General features: G+C 72.9%; 11 protein-coding genes. 5 read left to right on the top strand and 6 right to left on the bottom strand.

All coding sequences use genetic code 11. The features are described 5' to 3' along the window. Window positions 1–18: 18 nt before the first annotated feature. Window positions 19–522, top strand: a complete 504-nt coding sequence (locus tag HTV45_RS15525; RefSeq protein ID WP_215206363.1) for a GbsR/MarR family transcriptional regulator — start codon at window positions 19–21, stop codon at window positions 520–522. 12 nt (window positions 523–534) lie between these two features. Here HTV45_RS15525 and HTV45_RS15530 read toward each other — a convergent pair whose 3' ends face one another. Further along, entirely contained in the window at window positions 535–1,401 is an 867-nt protein-coding gene (locus HTV45_RS15530; RefSeq protein ID WP_215206364.1) for a diacylglycerol kinase family protein, read from the bottom strand. Between the two features lie 196 nt (window positions 1,402–1,597). On the opposite strand from HTV45_RS15530, the gene HTV45_RS15535 reads away from it, so the two are divergent. Next, window positions 1,598–2,881: an adenylosuccinate synthase gene (locus HTV45_RS15535; RefSeq protein WP_215206365.1), complete on the top strand. Its 1,284-nt coding sequence runs from the start codon at window positions 1,598–1,600 to the stop codon at window positions 2,879–2,881. A gap of 125 nt (window positions 2,882–3,006) precedes the next feature. Here the strand turns inward: HTV45_RS15535 and HTV45_RS15540 are convergent, their stop codons facing one another. Next, window positions 3,007–5,094 carry a glycogen debranching N-terminal domain-containing protein gene (locus HTV45_RS15540; protein WP_215206366.1) on the bottom strand — a complete coding sequence of 696 codons (2,088 nt, stop codon included), beginning with the start codon at window positions 5,092–5,094 and terminating at the stop codon, window positions 3,007–3,009. A 209-nt stretch (window positions 5,095–5,303) separates the two neighbouring features. After that, on the bottom strand, window positions 5,304–7,196 hold the full coding sequence (locus tag HTV45_RS15545) for a DUF4192 domain-containing protein (protein ID WP_215206367.1): 1,893 nt from the start codon (window positions 7,194–7,196) through the stop codon (window positions 5,304–5,306). Window positions 7,197–7,346: 150 nt separating this feature from the next. Here HTV45_RS15545 and HTV45_RS15550 point away from each other — a divergent pair, with 150 nt between their 5' ends. Both HTV45_RS15550 and HTV45_RS15555 read left to right on the top strand, forming a co-directional pair. Next, window positions 7,347–9,512: a RecQ family ATP-dependent DNA helicase gene (locus HTV45_RS15550; RefSeq protein WP_215206368.1), complete on the top strand. Its 2,166-nt coding sequence runs from the start codon at window positions 7,347–7,349 to the stop codon at window positions 9,510–9,512. 212 nt (window positions 9,513–9,724) lie between these two features. Then, window positions 9,725–10,339: a hypothetical protein gene (locus HTV45_RS15555; protein WP_215206369.1), complete on the top strand. Its 615-nt coding sequence runs from the start codon at window positions 9,725–9,727 to the stop codon at window positions 10,337–10,339. Between the two features lie 463 nt (window positions 10,340–10,802). On the opposite strand, the gene HTV45_RS15560 is transcribed toward HTV45_RS15555, so the two are convergent. The 3 genes from HTV45_RS15560 to HTV45_RS15570 all read right to left on the bottom strand — a co-directional run bounded on the left by HTV45_RS15560 (window position 10,803) and on the right by HTV45_RS15570 (window position 12,942). Next, entirely contained in the window at window positions 10,803–11,450 is a 648-nt protein-coding gene (locus HTV45_RS15560) for a hypothetical protein (RefSeq protein WP_215206370.1), read from the bottom strand. A gap of 67 nt (window positions 11,451–11,517) precedes the next feature. Then, complete coding sequence (locus HTV45_RS15565) at window positions 11,518–12,219, bottom strand: ribonuclease HII (RefSeq protein ID WP_215206371.1); 702 nt, start codon at window positions 12,217–12,219, stop codon at window positions 11,518–11,520. 81 nt (window positions 12,220–12,300) lie between these two features. Continuing rightward, complete coding sequence (locus HTV45_RS15570; RefSeq protein WP_215206372.1) at window positions 12,301–12,942, bottom strand: TetR/AcrR family transcriptional regulator; 642 nt, start codon at window positions 12,940–12,942, stop codon at window positions 12,301–12,303. A 184-nt stretch (window positions 12,943–13,126) separates the two neighbouring features. Here HTV45_RS15570 and HTV45_RS15575 point away from each other — a divergent pair, with 184 nt between their 5' ends. Next, window positions 13,127–14,674 carry an MFS transporter gene (locus HTV45_RS15575; RefSeq protein WP_215206373.1) on the top strand — a complete coding sequence of 516 codons (1,548 nt, stop codon included), beginning with the start codon at window positions 13,127–13,129 and terminating at the stop codon, window positions 14,672–14,674. Window positions 14,675–14,702: the final 28 nt, after the last annotated feature.

Here is a 14,702-nt window from a genome sequence, read left to right on the forward strand (position 1 = left end):
AGGGGAGACGGTCGCAGCATGGCGGAACCGAGCGGGGCGGCCCGGGACCCGGAGGCGGTCTCACGGTTCGTGGAGCAGTTCGCGGCGCAGCTGGTGGAAGCCGGACTGCCCAGGATGCCCGCCCGCGTCTTCGGGGCCCTGCTCGCGTCCGACAAGGGCGTCATGACCTCTGCCGAACTGGGTGAGCGGCTCAGGATCTCACCGGCCGCGGTGTCCGGCGCGGTGCGCTACCTGGCGCGGCAGCACATGGTCTCCCGTGAGCGCGAGCCCGGCTCCCGCCGGGAGCGGTACCGGGTGCACGGCGACCAGTGGTACGAGGCCCTCACCAACCGCGAGGCCGTCATCAGGCGCTGGGAGGGCGCCCTCCGGGAGGGCATCACCAGCCTGGGCGCGGACACCCCGGCGGGCCGGCGGCTGGCGGAGACGCTGGCCTTCTTCGAGTTCGTGGAGAAGGAGCTCGAGGCGATGATGGAACGCTGGCGGGCGCAGCGGGAGGAGCGGTTCGGGCGGGAGGACCCCTGAGCCGGCGCGCTCCTACCCCGCCGGCAGCACGAGCCCCCACGCCCCCTCCCGCACCTCCCACGTCCGCGTCCGTACCGGCCCCGACACCACCCCGTCCGCCCGGTACCGGAAGTGCGCGCCCGACACGGTCACCGCCCGGCCCTCCGCCAGCAGCGGGGACTTCTCGGCCCCCACCGACACCGGACGCACCTCGATACGCGCCCTTCCCGCGACACCGGGCTCGACCGAGACGCCCTCCACCGGCTGTCCCAGGTCGACGAGCATCTCCCCGTCGACCTCCACCCGCAGCCGTGCCGGCCCCGCCTCGGGCACGGAGACGATCCCGGACGGCCTGGCGGCCGGCACCAGTGTCCGTACCAGCGACCGGCACGTCCGAAGCCACGGAGCGCCCGCCCCGCCGTCGGTCTCCCGCACCCGGGTCACACCCCCGGCCGGTGGGATCCGCAGCGAGCCGAGCACCACGCCGTCGCTGTCGTCGGCCAGCAGGTCCATCCGCCGCTCCGCCCCCTCCAGCACGGCCCGCGCCGCGGCCACCGCCCCCGTGGGCACCCCCAGCGACCGGGCGAGGCCGACGGCGCCCCCCACCGGCACCAGGGACAGCGTGCACGCGGCCAGCTCCCGCTGCCGGTACAGCAGCTCCACCGCCCGCACCAGGGCCCGGTCGTCACCGACCACCACCGGCCGCCGCGATCCGCGCCGGGACAGCGCCCGCGCGAACTCCTCCGGACCGTCCGGCAGGCACACCTTCGTGCCCGCGGCGCCGGCGCCGATCACGTCCTTGGCGATCCGGACGGACTCGCCGTCCGCCCGCCGGGCGACCGGATCGACGACTACCAGGAGCTGATCGGACGTCGCGGAGAAGGTCCTGGAAGTCGCCACCTCGGCCTTGCCTCGCTTCCTCGGGTAGCATCTTTGTGCAAGAGCCCCTTGCGCTGTTGCGCCAGGGGCTTCGTCTATTCCGGGGCATCCGGTCCGACGGTTGGCGGCCAACGGTGGTCGCGCGGTGCACGCGGCGGTGAACCTCCGTGTGCGCCCCTGACCTTGGACATGCCCCGCCCGGAAGGGGTGTACGCGCGTGCCCGCACTTGTGCTGCTCGGTGCTCAGTGGGGTGACGAAGGCAAGGGAAAGGCGACGGACCTGCTCGGTGGCTCCGTCGACTATGTGGTCCGCTACCAGGGTGGCAACAACGCCGGCCACACGGTAGTCGTGGGCGACCAGAAGTACGCCCTCCACCTGCTCCCTTCCGGAATCCTGTCCCCAGACTGCACGCCGGTCATCGGCAACGGCGTCGTCGTGGACCCGTCGGTCCTGCTCTCCGAGCTGAGCGGTCTGAACGAGCGCGGCGTCGACACGTCGAAGCTCCTGATCAGCGGAAACGCTCACATCATCACGCCGTACAACGTGACGGTGGACAAGGTGACCGAGCGCTTCCTCGGCAAGCGCAAGATCGGCACCACCGGCCGGGGCATCGGCCCGACCTACGCCGACAAGATCAACCGCGTCGGTATCCGCGTCCAGGACCTGTACGACGAGTCGATCCTGACCCAGAAGGTCGAAGCGGCCCTCGACGCCAAGAACCAGATGCTCACCAAGCTCTACAACCGGCGCGCGATCGCCGTGGAGCAGGTGGTCGGGGAACTGCTGGGCTACGCGGACAAGCTCGCCCCGTACGTCTCCGACACGGTGCTGGTGCTGAACCAGGCGCTGGAGCAGGACAAGGTGGTCCTCTTCGAGGGCGGCCAGGGCACCCTGCTCGACATCGACCACGGCACGTACCCCTTCGTCACCTCGTCCAACCCGACCGCGGGCGGCGCCTGCACGGGCGCGGGCGTGGGTCCGACGAAGATCAGCCGGGTCATCGGCATCCTGAAGGCGTACACGACCCGCGTCGGCGCCGGCCCGTTCCCGACCGAGCTGTTCGACGAGGACGGTGAGGCCCTGCGCCGTATCGGCGGTGAGCGCGGTGTCACCACCGGCCGCGACCGCCGCTGCGGCTGGTTCGACGCGGTGATCGCCCGCTACGCCACCCGCGTCAACGGCCTCACCGACTTCTTCCTCACCAAGCTCGACGTCCTCACCGGCTGGGAACAGATCCCGGTCTGCGTGGCGTACGAGATCGACGGCAAGCGCGTCGAGGAGCTGCCCTACTCGCAGACCGACTTCCACCACGCGAAGCCGGTCTACGAGATGCTCCCCGGCTGGAGCGAGGACATCAGCAAGGCGAAGTCCTTCTCCGACCTGCCGAAGAACGCCCAGGCCTACGTCAAGGCCCTGGAGGAGATGTCCGACGCCCCGATCTCCGCGATCGGCGTGGGTCCGGGCCGTACCGAGACGATCGAGATCAACTCGTTCCTCTGAGCCCCTTCCGGCAGGAACGGGACAGCCGGGGGGGGGGGGGGGGGGGGGGGGGGGGGGGGGGGGGGGGGGGGGGCCCCGGCGCCCGCAGGCATGCCGTCCGCCCCGCGCTGCCGCGTCCGGGCAGGTCACACCCCCAACTGCAGCCCTTCCGCGGCTTCTTCGACCACGGCGATACCGAGCCGCCCGACCCGCACGGCGAAGGGGGCGCCCGCGACACGCAGCCCCGTGAGGACGATCTCGCCCAGCGGAGCGCTGCGCACCGGTCTCAGCGTGACCGTCCCTCCCGGGACGTCGGGGCGGATGCCGGCCAGGGTGGTCAGCAGCAGAACCGCGGCGGCCGCCGAGGTGGCCGCCGGACGGCAGGCGGCCGGGTGGGGAAGCGGAGTGCTCCCCTCGGTCCGCTGCTCCCCCGCGTACATCTCGGGCAGCCGGTACCCGAACGCCTCGGCCGCGCCGAGAACCCCCTGCAGCAGCGATGCCGCCTCCCTGTCGTAACCGGCGTTCGCGAGGCCGGCCACGGCGGTCGCCGTCTCATGGACCCGCACCGCGCCTGTGCGATGACCGAACGGGTTGTGTCCGGCCTCCATCACGCCCAGTCCGCGCAGGCCCCAGCCCGAGTCCAGGCCGGGACCGCCCAGCAGGCGGGCGAGCCGCTCGGTTCTCGCCGGGTCCAGGAGCCCTTCCGCGAGCCGGCCGCCGCCCAGCAGTCCGGTGTCGAGGAGGTGCGCCACCGGCGCGCCCAGGTGCGGGACCTGGCGGCCGTCCGCGGCAAGGGCCGCCGCCGGCCGCTCACCCCCGGGCCCGTCGAGCCAGAAGTCGTCGCGGAACGCCCCGCGCAGCGCGCCGGCCCACTGGCGCAGCCCGTCGCCGCCCGGTCTGCCGTAGGCGTCGAGCAGGTCGGCTCCGAGCAGCGCCGCCCGGTGGGCGTGGGCCTGGATCTCGCAGCGGACCGTCCCGCCGGGCCCCGGATCCGGCAGGTGGACGCCGTCGCCCACCGCACGGCGCAGCCAGTCCAGACAGCGTTCGGCGGCCGGCAGCAGTTCCTCGCTCTCCCGTTCGGGCAGCCCCCACCGGCGGGCCTCGGCCAGCAGCACAGGGAAGAGCAGTGTGGCCTCCGTCCCCGAGCAGCCGGGAGGCAGATGCGGTCCGGCGTCCCGGCGGAGGCCGGGGACCATGCCGGATCTCGGTCCGGGCCCGGCGAGTTGCGAACGGGCGAGGGTCCGCAGGGTGCCCGCGGCGAGACCGGTGCCGAGGGGGAGCGCCATCCGGGCGGCCGCGAGAGCCTCGGCCGGCGCGAGCCCGCAGCGCCAGGGGACGCCTGCCGCGACGTGCAGGTCGGCCGGGTTCCCCGCGTCGCGCAGCAGGAGGGCACGGAGGTCGTCGATACTTGCCCGCAGCAGAGCAGGAACCCTGGGGTCGTCTCCCGCCGCACATGCCGGGGCGAGAGGGTTGGTGGCGGCGCGCCCGGCGGAACGCGGGGGTACTGCCCCGTCCGGCCGTACCCGCAGTTCGAGGCTCGCGCTGCCGCCCGGGGGCAGGTGGATGTCCCACCGCAGCAGTCCGCCCGAGGCGAGGACCTCGGCGGGTTGCGGTTCGGCCGTCACGCAGGCGCCCGCCCGGGCACAGGACCAGCGCAGGCCCCAGGCGTGGACGGCGGCGGGCAGTTCGGGCCCGGCGCGGCCCGCCGCTATCGCCCCGAGTGTGGCGAGGTCCGTGGCGAGGGCCACCTCGACCGGCAGGCGCAGCGGATGTGTGGCCGCGCTGTGCAGCGTTATCCGTTCGGTGCCGTCCGCCCGGCGGGTCCGCTCGACGATCACATCCGGGTCCGGGGCGCTCCCCCGCGGGGAAACCCGCAGTGTCCCCACGAACCGGGCACGGTCGGCGGCGACCATCCGGGCCGTCACTGGGAGCGGCTCCCGCCCGGCCACCCGGACCTGGCACCGGGACAGCAGCCGCCGTCCCGCGTGGTAGAACCCCTCCAGCCCGCTGCCGGTCTGCTGCCCCCGTTCGCCGGAGATCGCGAGGCCGGGCAGGGCTACGCAGATCAGGGCCGTGTGCGCGGGCGGCAGTTCAGCGGGCCGGTGGAGGGCCGGAGTACCCTCCCGCTGCCGGGGCGGCGTCGGAGGCGCCGGGGTGGGGTGCGGAGCACGGAGGGCTTCCGCCAGGGCCCCGGCGTCGCCGGGGACGGTGGCGGGCGGAGCCGGCTGGTACATGGGAGGACGGCCTTCTCTGCGCTCGGTTGTGCTTCGGGCGGGGCCTGACCCGAGGAGGGTCCGGCCGGGCGGGTGCGGTGTGGCGTCACGCTCCTTCCGGGCGTACCGCCACTCAGGTGAACGGCGCCGGCCGGGTCCTGGTCACGCCCGCGGCCACGCGTCCCGTCCCCCACCCGGCGCTCCTCCCCTCCGGGAACGGTCACCCCGGCTCATTCCTCCTCGTCACCGGCCTGGGAAGCGGTCTTCGCACCTCCTCGCGGACCACCGCTCCGCCCTGCGGCGCCCGGACCACCCGGACCTGGAGGGGCACCACCGGGCCGGCTTCCTCGCCGGTCCCCGCCGCCCGGGCGCGCGCCGTCCGCCGCGCCTGCTCGGGGGTACACGCTTCCCGCCGGCGTCCGTGGACGCGGCAGCCGCCCGGACGGCGGCCCGCTGCCCTCCGCGCACACCCTCCGGCGTACAGCACCGCTCTGACCGGACACGCGTGCGCGGTGCCTGCGGGGCGGGGCTGGTGCGTCCGGAACACGGCCCCCGGTCCCCGTGGCGGGCGCCCGCACCCGGTGGTGGTCCATCCCGTCTGCCGGCCGGCCCGGATCCAGGCGGGCCGACGGGAGCCGGCGGGCCTCCGGCTCGCTCGGTTCCGTGCCCGTGGACACATCGTCCGGATCCGTCCCCATGGGCAGGTCACCCGGTTCCGTCTCCATGGGCAGCTCGCCCGGTCCCCTCTCCATGGGCAGCTCGACCGGGTCCGTGGGCCCGCGGTCCTCGCGTTCGGTGCGCAGACAGCGGCGGACCGACTCCGGGTCGAGGCCCTCGTTGCACGCCTGGTGCAGCAGACGGGCGAAGAGGTAGTCGGGGTCGGCCCCCAGGGCCATGGCGAATGCCTCCCGGGCCTCCAGTTCGTCACCGGTGGACCAGGCGACCCACCCGGCGAGGGTGAGCGGCGCCGCGGCGTGTTCGCCGTACGGTCCGACGCAGCGGCGTGCCAGCGCGCGCCACAGACGCAGGGCGGCACTCGCCTCGGCTCCCTCCATCCACTCCGCCGCGCGATCGCGGGTCGTTCGGTCCTGAAGGCCGAGGATCAGCGTCGCGGCCTCGTCGTGGCCGAGCAGGTCGTCGTCCCGCAGGTCCGCCGGGAGCATGCCGGACGCGGGAGGGGCGCCGGCGAGGCGCCCCATGACCCTTTCGGCCAGGTTCAGTGTCTCCGTGGCCACCTCGTGGCGGCTCGCCGCGTCGAGGATCCTGGGTACCAGCGCCATGCCGGCGGCGTCCAGGGCCCTCACCTGTTCGAGGGCCGTGGGGTTCTCCCAGGGCAGGAACCTGGTGCGCAGTTCGCTCAGGGTGCCGCGGACCTGGAGCCCGGCGTAGGTCGCGGCGGCGGCCAGCACCGAGGTGCCGGGCAGGCCGAGCGGTGTCCCCTCGGCCGGACAGCAGTGCTCGTCGTCACAGCAGTACGACCAGAAGCGGCCGCCGGAGACGCACAGTGCCTCGACGACCGGGATGTCCAGGGCACCGCACTCCAGGCGCAGGGTGCGGGCGAGCGGCTCCAGCCGCTCCTTGACCTGCCGGCCGGTTTCGCCCCGGCCCGGCTCGCTGCAGAGGAAGACGACCATCTGCTCGGGCCGGGTGCCCCGGCGCTCACTGCCCGTCACCAGGCCGTGCGTCAGCTGACGGGCGGCAGAGGGCCAGTCGTCCGCGTTGCCGGGGATGCCGAGCCGGGCCCGGCCGCCGAACCGGCCGCGACCCTCCCTGTCGTACAGGGAGACCAGCACGATGCTGTCCTCGGGGCGATAGCCGAGGAGGTAGGGCAGGGCGTCGGCGAGCTCGGCGGGGGTGCGCAGGGTGACCTGCTGTGCGTCGGCATGGCTGTCGTAGGCGGTGCGGCCGATGCCGCCCGGGGGCGGGGTGCGGTCCTCCCCGCCTTTCTCCTCCCCGCCTTTCTCCTCCCCGCCTTCCTCCTCGCGGCCGCCCGCCCGGATGCCGGCGGGTCCGGCGCGGCCCGCGGACCGGGAACGCGGCGGAAGGCCGGTGGACTCACTCTCACCACGCCCCGGAATATCACTGTTTTCCGGAGTTCCGGTGGTCTCGTTGGGGTTCGTCATGCCAAGACGATCTCGCGGATCGCGAGGTTCCGGTTCGCCTGTGGATAAGTTGCATCAGGAACATGCCACCCACACGGCAGGAACGGTGTGTCCCGCGCGGATCCACAGCGCCCCGGCCGGATGTCGGCGCCGTCCTGTTGTATGGAACCCATGGAGCACACGAACAACACGGATCTCCGGACGGCCGCCGACGCGGTCCTCGCCCGTCTCGTCGGGGACGGCTCGGGCGAGGCCCGGCTTCGCGAGGACCAGTGGCGGGCGATCGAGGCGCTGGTCGCCGACAAGCGCCGGGCCCTGGTCGTCCAGCGCACCGGCTGGGGCAAGTCCGCCGTCTACTTCGTGGCCACGTCACTGCTGCGGGCCCGGGGCAGCGGCCCCACCGTGATCGTCTCCCCCCTCCTGGCGCTCATGCGCAACCAGGTGGAGGCAGCGGCCAGAGCCGGCATCCGCGCCCGGACCATCAACTCCTCCAACACCGAGGAGTGGGACTCCGTCCAGGAGGAAATCGCCTCGGGTGATGTGGATGTGCTGCTGGTGAGTCCCGAACGGCTGAACAACCCGGACTTCCGTGACCAGGTCCTGCCCCGGCTCTCCGCCGCGACCGGGCTCCTCGTGGTCGACGAGGCGCACTGCATCTCCGACTGGGGCCATGACTTCCGCCCGGACTACCGCCGGCTGCGCACCATGCTGACCGACCTCCCCGACGGCGTGCCCGTGCTGGCCACCACCGCCACCGCCAACGCGCGTGTCACCGCCGACGTCGCGGAGCAGCTCGGCACGGGCGGCTCCTCGGACGCGCTGGTGCTGCGGGGGCCGCTGAACCGGGAAAGTCTGAGCCTGAGCGTGCTGGCCCTGCCGGACGCCGCGCACCGGATGGCCTGGCTCGCCGACCGTCTGGACGAGCTTCCGGGCTCGGGGATCATCTACACACTGACCGTGGCCGCCGCCGAGGAGGTCACCGCCTTCCTCCGGCACCGCGGTCACACCGTCGCCTCGTACACCGGCCGGACGGAGAACGCGGACCGGCAGCAGGCCGAGGAGGACCTGCTGGCCAACAAGGTGAAGGCGCTGGTCTCCACCTCCGCTCTCGGGATGGGCTTCGACAAGCCCGACCTGGGCTTCGTCGTCCATCTCGGCTCACCGTCCTCTCCGATCTCCTACTACCAGCAGGTGGGCCGCGCCGGCCGCGGCGTCCGGCACGCCGAGGTGCTGCTCCTCCCCGGGAAGGAGGACGAGGCGATCTGGGAGTACTTCGCGTCGCTCGCCTTCCCCTCGGAAGAACTGGTGCGCCGCACACTCGACGTTCTCTCTCGCGCGGAGCGGCCCATGTCGCTGCCGGCCCTCGAGCCACTGGTGGAGCTGCGCCGCTCCCGGCTGGAGACCATGCTCAAGGTGCTCGACGTGGACGGGGCGGTGAAGCGGGTCAAGGGCGGCTGGATCGCCACCGGGCAGCCGTGGACGTACGACGGCGAGCGGTACGCGTGGGTGGCGCGCCAGCGCAAGGCCGAGCAGCAGGCGATGCGCGAGTACGCGTCGACCACGGACTGCCGGATGGAGTTCCTGCAACGCCAGTTGGACGACGAGGGTGCCAAACCCTGCGGCCGCTGCGACAACTGCGCCGGCGCGCGCTACACCGTGGAGGCCTCGGCGGTCGCCCTCGAGGCGGCCCGGGTGGATCTGGACCGGGCGGGCGTCGAGGTGGAGCCCCGGCGGATGTGGCCCACCGGCCTCCCGGCGATCGGCATGGAGCTCAAGGGCCGGATTCCAGCCGGTGAACAGGCAGCTCAGGGGAGAGCTCTGGGACGGCTGTCGGACATCGGCTGGGGCAACCGGCTGCGGCCGATGCTCGCGCCCCAGGCGCCGGACGGACCGGTACCGGCCGATGTCGCGCGGGCCGTGGTGGGTGTGCTGGCAGACTGGGCCAAGGGCCCCGGCGGGTGGGCCTCGGGGGCGGCGGACGCTCAGCCCAGGCCGGTGGGGGTGGTGACCCTCGCCTCCCGCACCCGGCCCCGGCTGATCCGCTCCCTGGGGGAGCGCATCGCGGACATCGGCCGGCTGCCGCTGCTGGGATCGGTGGCTTACACGGCGGAGGCCCGTCCCGCTCCGCGGAGCAACAGTGCCCAGCGTCTCAAGGCCCTCGACGGGGCGCTCACCGTGCCGCCCGACCTCGCGGCCGCGCTCGCGCGGGCACAGGGACCGGTTCTCCTCGTCGACGACTACATGGAGACGGGCTGGACCCTCGCGGTCACGGCACGCCTGCTGCGGCGCAATGGTGCACAGGGCGTACTGCCGCTGGTGCTGGCCGTACAGGGCTGATGGTTCGCCCCGCCCCCCGGGTGGGGATATTAGCCGTGGAACGTCCGATACCGGTCCGCTGCTCCGATTGCTCGTTGCCGCATCCCAGTTCGCCAGGAAGAATTGACGTACGCACCCGCACGGCTCGCCCGCCGATCAGGTAGGGCTCTGTTGCGTGCGCGCTCCCCGCATCCGACCCCGCCCGCAGTGCGGGTGTAGCCGAAGGGAGGACCGTGACCTTCGGATTCGCTCCGTCCTCGGCGGCATCGCTGTCGACGTCCGCCGCTTCCGCCACCCGTGTACTCGAGCCCGCGGAGTGGACCGCCGCGGGAATCCCGCTGCTGCGCAGTCCGCGCGAGGTCGTCAGCGGTCTGCACGCCCGGCACCGTCCCGGTCCGGCGACCGCGGTCGTCGCCGTACTCGACCCGGACGAACGGCTTCGGGCGAGTGCCTCGTTCACCCCCCGCACCTCCGCCGCGGACGGCTGGATGCTGCGCAACGTGCTGTTGGCCCAACTGCGCCGGGTCATCCCGCACGATCTGCGGCGCCGCACACCGGTGCGCACCGCCGTGCTGCTCTACTGCCGTGACGGCGACGCCCGTTGGACGGAGGAGGACGGCGCGTGGATGTGGGGCCTGCGGGACGCCTGCACGCTGCACGGGCTGCGCTGCGGGGCGTACATCACGCTTACCCGTGACGGCTGGCAGGTTCTCGGGGAAGGGCGTGGTGGCCGCCACCCCAGCGCCGGATCGGCGCCGGAGCCGTTCGCCCTGTCCGAGGCACCGCCCCGGATTCCGCGCACCGGCGGCGCAGCGTCGGACGTGCTGCGCCGCGCGGCGGCACGCTGACGTTCCGCGGGGGCTCGAGGCTCCGGCCCGCGGACAGCGCCAGCGGGCGAAGACCCGTTCCCGTCCGGAACGGGTCCCACCCGGATCCGCAGGACCCGGGCCCAATGCGGCTGTTAGGGCTCAGGAGGAGCACGAAACCGTGCGGCACGTCCGCATGGCGTCAGGCAGGCCCTCGACCGCACGCGGATCCCCGGGCCCACACGGCCGTTGGGCCACACGGCCGTTGGGCCAGGCGGCCGTCGGTCCGAGGGCGCGAAAGACGGTACGGCGTGTCCTGGAGCGGCGCCGGACCCGGCCTCGGACCGCGTCACCGGCCCCGGTCATGGCCGGGGCGCGGTGACAGCGGAGGCCTGCGCGTATTCACGCTCCATCACGGGCACGACCGGGACGCCCGCCGTGCGGGCGCCGCGGTCGCGGCGTTCACATCACTCCCCGGCGTCCGCCAAGGCGCCGTGGCGCCGGCTCAGACCGCCGCGCCCAGCACCGAGTTGATCCGCTGCGGGTCTCCGCAGACGATCAGCAGGGCGCCGGCCCGGGCATGGGCCGCCGACAGCGCGGAGGCGGCCGCGGACTCCGGACCGCCGTTGACGGCGACCACGACCACGGGCCGCGCACCGGCACGGGCCGCCACACGGGCGTCCGCGTAGAAGACGTCGTCACCGGCGTCGTGCTGGGCCCAGTAGGAGGCTTCACCGAAGGACAGTTCGTGGGTGGCCCACGGGTGGGGCTCGCCGGTGGTGACCACCAGGAGCTCACCGGGGGCCCGGCCCGAGTCGAGCAGCAGGTCCACGGCCTCCTCGGCGGCGTCGAGCGCCCCCTCGGCCGAGGCCGGGATCAACTGGATCTGCGGGGTGGCCGCAGCGGGTTCGGGCCGGCCCGCCGGAGCGGGCACGGACGCCGGGGCGGGCTTGGGCGCGGCAGCCGCATCGCGCGACGCACGCGGCGTCGGCGGCGCGGGCCGCGGCGGGCCGGGACGACCGGGACGCGACGAAGCCGCGGGGCGGGGACCGGGTACGGGGCGGGGGGTCGGCGCGGTGCGGCCGCTGGCCGGCGTGGCGCGGGGACCCTGGGCACTCTCGTGAATCTGAGGCTCCTCGGGAGGGAGAGGCATAGGCTGATTTTTATCAAACATTGGTGCGGCTCGCGCCACCGGGTGGCACATCAGCGCGACCGGCCCGTCAGAAATCGAAGCCGAGCTGGCCTTCGATCTCCGGAACACGCGCGTCGGTCCAGCTGCGGACCTTCTTGAGATGCCGCCACTGGGGCAGCGCATCAAGATACGCCCACGACAACCGGTGGTACGGGGTGGGCCCCCGGACCTCCAGCGCGGCCCTGTGCACGGGCGACGGGTACCCGGCGTTGTCCGCGAAAGCGAAGTCTGCATGGTCGACGCCCAGTTCGGCCATCATTTTGTCGCGCTGGACCTTGGCGATCACCGAGGCCGCCGCGACCGCCACGCACGACTGGTCACCCTTGATGACCGTACGAACCTGCCAGGGGGACCCGAGGTAGTCGTGCTTGCCGTCGAGAATCACCGCGTCGGGCCGGACCGGCAGCGCCTCCAGCGCACGCACCGCCGCCAGCCGCAGAGCGGCCGTCATCCCCAGTTCGTCGATCTCCTCGGGCGACGCGTGGCCCAGGGCGTGTGACGTCACCCAGGTCCGCAGCGTCTCGGCGAGCGCGGTGCGCCGCTTGACGGTGAGGAGCTTGGAGTCGGTGAGACCCTGTGGGGGCCGGCGCAGTCCGGTGATCGCCGCGCAGACGGTGACAGGGCCGGCCCAGGCACCGCGCCCCACCTCGTCGACACCCGCGATGATCTTCGCCCCGGTCGTGGCACGCAGTGAGCGCTCGACGGTGTGTGTAGGTGGTTCGTACGGCATGGCGCCCCTAGCGTACGCCGCCCTCGACGGCGCGCGACACCCTGGTCCCCGAGTGGCGACGGCGCCCGGCCGGCGCCCGCGTCAGGAGCCGCCGCGCCCGAGCAGCGGAACCATCAGCTGGTCGATCATCTCCTCCAGATCGATGTCCGCCAGTTCGCTGCCGCACATCTTCGACCGGTACATCATCATCGCCGGGATGGCGTCGAAGACATAGCCGTTCGTGGCGTCGGCCCGCACCTCTCCGCGCTCGATTCCGCGCTCGATCACCTCACGCAGCATCCCGATGACCGGCTCCACCACCCCCTTGAAGATGACGGCATGGAAGCGTTCGGCCTGTGTGCTGTCACATTCGAAAATCACCGAGCGCACCGCGAACCCGGAGGGGGAGAACATCGCGTCCCGCGCCCGCCTGCACAGGTCCAGCAGATCCTCGCGCACGCTGCCCAGATCCGGTACCCCGTCGAACTGCGGCAGCCCTGCCCACAGGGCGTCGGCGACCAGGTCCTCCTTGGACGGCCAGCGCCGGTAGACAGCCGCCTTGCCGGTCTGGGCGGCAGCGGCGACGCCCTCCATCGTCAGGCCGTTCCAGCCGACCGTGCTGAGCTCCTTCAGGGCGGCGTCGAGGATCGCGCGCTCCAGCACGGCGCCGCGGCGACGGGAAGCGGCCGTCTGGGCCTGCGGGGCCGTCTGTGCGCCAGGGGCCTCCCAGCTCGAAGTAACCATCTGAACTCTCCAACGAGCAGCGGAAATGGGCATTCGGGGATGAATCACGCGCCGGGCGGTGACTGAGGGGGACACACCGGACGACCCGCTTTAAGTGAACGCTTGCGTTCACTGTCAAGGACTCCTACCGTTGGCGCAACAGTGAACGCGAGCGTTCACTGACACACTTGCTGGGGGACCCATAGTGACAACCTCTCCGTTGATCCACGACCAGAAGCCGGGGGCGGCCCGCCGACAGGGCCGGCCCGGTATCGCGCTCACCGTCATCGCGGCCTGCCAACTCATGGTGGTACTCGACGTGACGATTGTGAATATCGCGCTGCCGCATATCCAGAACGCTCTTCAGTTCAGCACCACGGACCTCACCTGGGTGGTCAGCGCCTACACTCTGACCTTCGGTGGTCTGCTGCTGCTCGGCGGTCGCGCGGGCGACATCCTCGGCCGCCGCCGCGTCTTCATGAGCGGCATCCTGCTGTTCACCTTCGCCTCGCTGCTCGGCGGGTTCGCCCAGGAGCCGTGGCAGTTGCTGGCCGCACGCGTCCTGCAGGGTGTGGGCGGTGCGATCGCGTCTCCCACCTCGCTGGCACTCATCACCACCACGTTCCCGGAAGGACCCGAGCGCAACCGGGCCTTCGGTGTCTTCGCCGCGGTCTCCGCCGGCGGTGGCGCCATCGGGCTGCTCGCGGGCGGCATGCTCACCGAGTGGCTCGACTGGCGGTGGGTGCTCTTCGTCAACGTGCCGATCGGCCTGCTGATCGCCGCCCTCACACCGATGTACATCAACGAGTCCGAGCGGCACTCCGGCCGCTTCGACATCGCGGGCGCGGTGACCTCGACCGCCGGTATGGCCTCCCTCGTCTACGGCTTCATCCGGGCGGCGGAAGAAGGCTGGCGGGACGCTGTGACCATCGGCTCCTTCGCGGCCGCCGTGGTCCTGCTGGTGGCCTTCGCGCTGATCGAATCCCGGGCCAAGGAACCGATCACCCCACTGCGGATGTTCACCGACCGCAACCGCGCGGGCAGCTACGTGATCATGCTCAGCCTGGCCGCGGCGATGTTCGGCATGTTCTTCTACATCGTCCTCTTCGTGCAGAACGTCCTCGGATACACCCCGATCGAGGCGGGCCTCGCCTTCCTGCCGGTGACGGTCGTGATCGCACTCGGGGCAGGGGTGTCGCAGCGGTTCCTGCCCGTGTTCGGGCCCAAGCCGTTCATGCTCGTCGGTTCGGCGCTCGCCGCGACCGGTCTGGCCTGGCAGACCCTGATCAGCTCCGACAGTTCCTACGTCACCGGAATCCTGGGCCCGATGCTGGTCTTCGGCTTCGGCATGGGGCTGAACTTCGTGACGCTGACGCTCACCGCCGTCTCCGGGGTGGCCCAGCACGAGGCCGGCGCGGCGTCCGGGCTCCTCAACGCCACTCAGCAGGTGGGCGGGTCCGTGGGTCTGGCCCTTCTGACCACGGTGTTCGGCACGGCGAGCAGGGACGAGGCGGAGAAGCAGGTCCCGGACTTCCTCGCCGACGGGACGGCCGAACAGAAGGCGGAGTTCGCCCGGACACAGCAACTGCCCGCGCCCTGGGGGAACGAGGTGCTCACGCAGGGCATCTCCACGGCTTTCGTCCCCGCCGCCGCGATGGCCGTACTCGCCCTGGCCACCGCGTGGTTCGTCATCCGGGTCCGCAAGAGCGACCTGGAGGCCCTGTCCGGCTCGGCCGGACCCGGCATGGGCTGAGCCAGGCAAGCCGCGGGGCAGGCTTGGC

The organism is Streptomyces sp. CHD11, assembly GCF_018638295.1.
Taxonomy (GTDB): domain Bacteria; phylum Actinomycetota; class Actinomycetes; order Streptomycetales; family Streptomycetaceae; genus Streptomyces.

Bases quoted from the DNA above. Each gene is read 5' to 3' on its own strand.
- HTV45_RS15525 (WP_215206363.1), top strand. From the start codon at position 19: ATGGCGGAACCGAGCGGGGCGGCCCGGGACCCGGAGGCGGTCTCACGG.
- HTV45_RS15540 (WP_215206366.1), bottom strand. From the start codon at position 5,094: ATGTACCAGCCGGCTCCGCCCGCCACCGTCCCCGGCGACGCCGGGGCC.
- HTV45_RS15545 (WP_215206367.1), bottom strand. From the start codon at position 7,196: ATGACGAACCCCAACGAGACCACCGGAACTCCGGAAAACAGTGATATT.
- HTV45_RS15550 (WP_215206368.1), top strand. From the start codon at position 7,347: ATGGAGCACACGAACAACACGGATCTCCGGACGGCCGCCGACGCGGTC.
- HTV45_RS15560 (WP_215206370.1), bottom strand. From the start codon at position 11,450: ATGCCTCTCCCTCCCGAGGAGCCTCAGATTCACGAGAGTGCCCAGGGT.
- HTV45_RS15565 (WP_215206371.1), bottom strand. From the start codon at position 12,219: ATGCCGTACGAACCACCTACACACACCGTCGAGCGCTCACTGCGTGCC.
- HTV45_RS15570 (WP_215206372.1), bottom strand. From the start codon at position 12,942: ATGGTTACTTCGAGCTGGGAGGCCCCTGGCGCACAGACGGCCCCGCAG.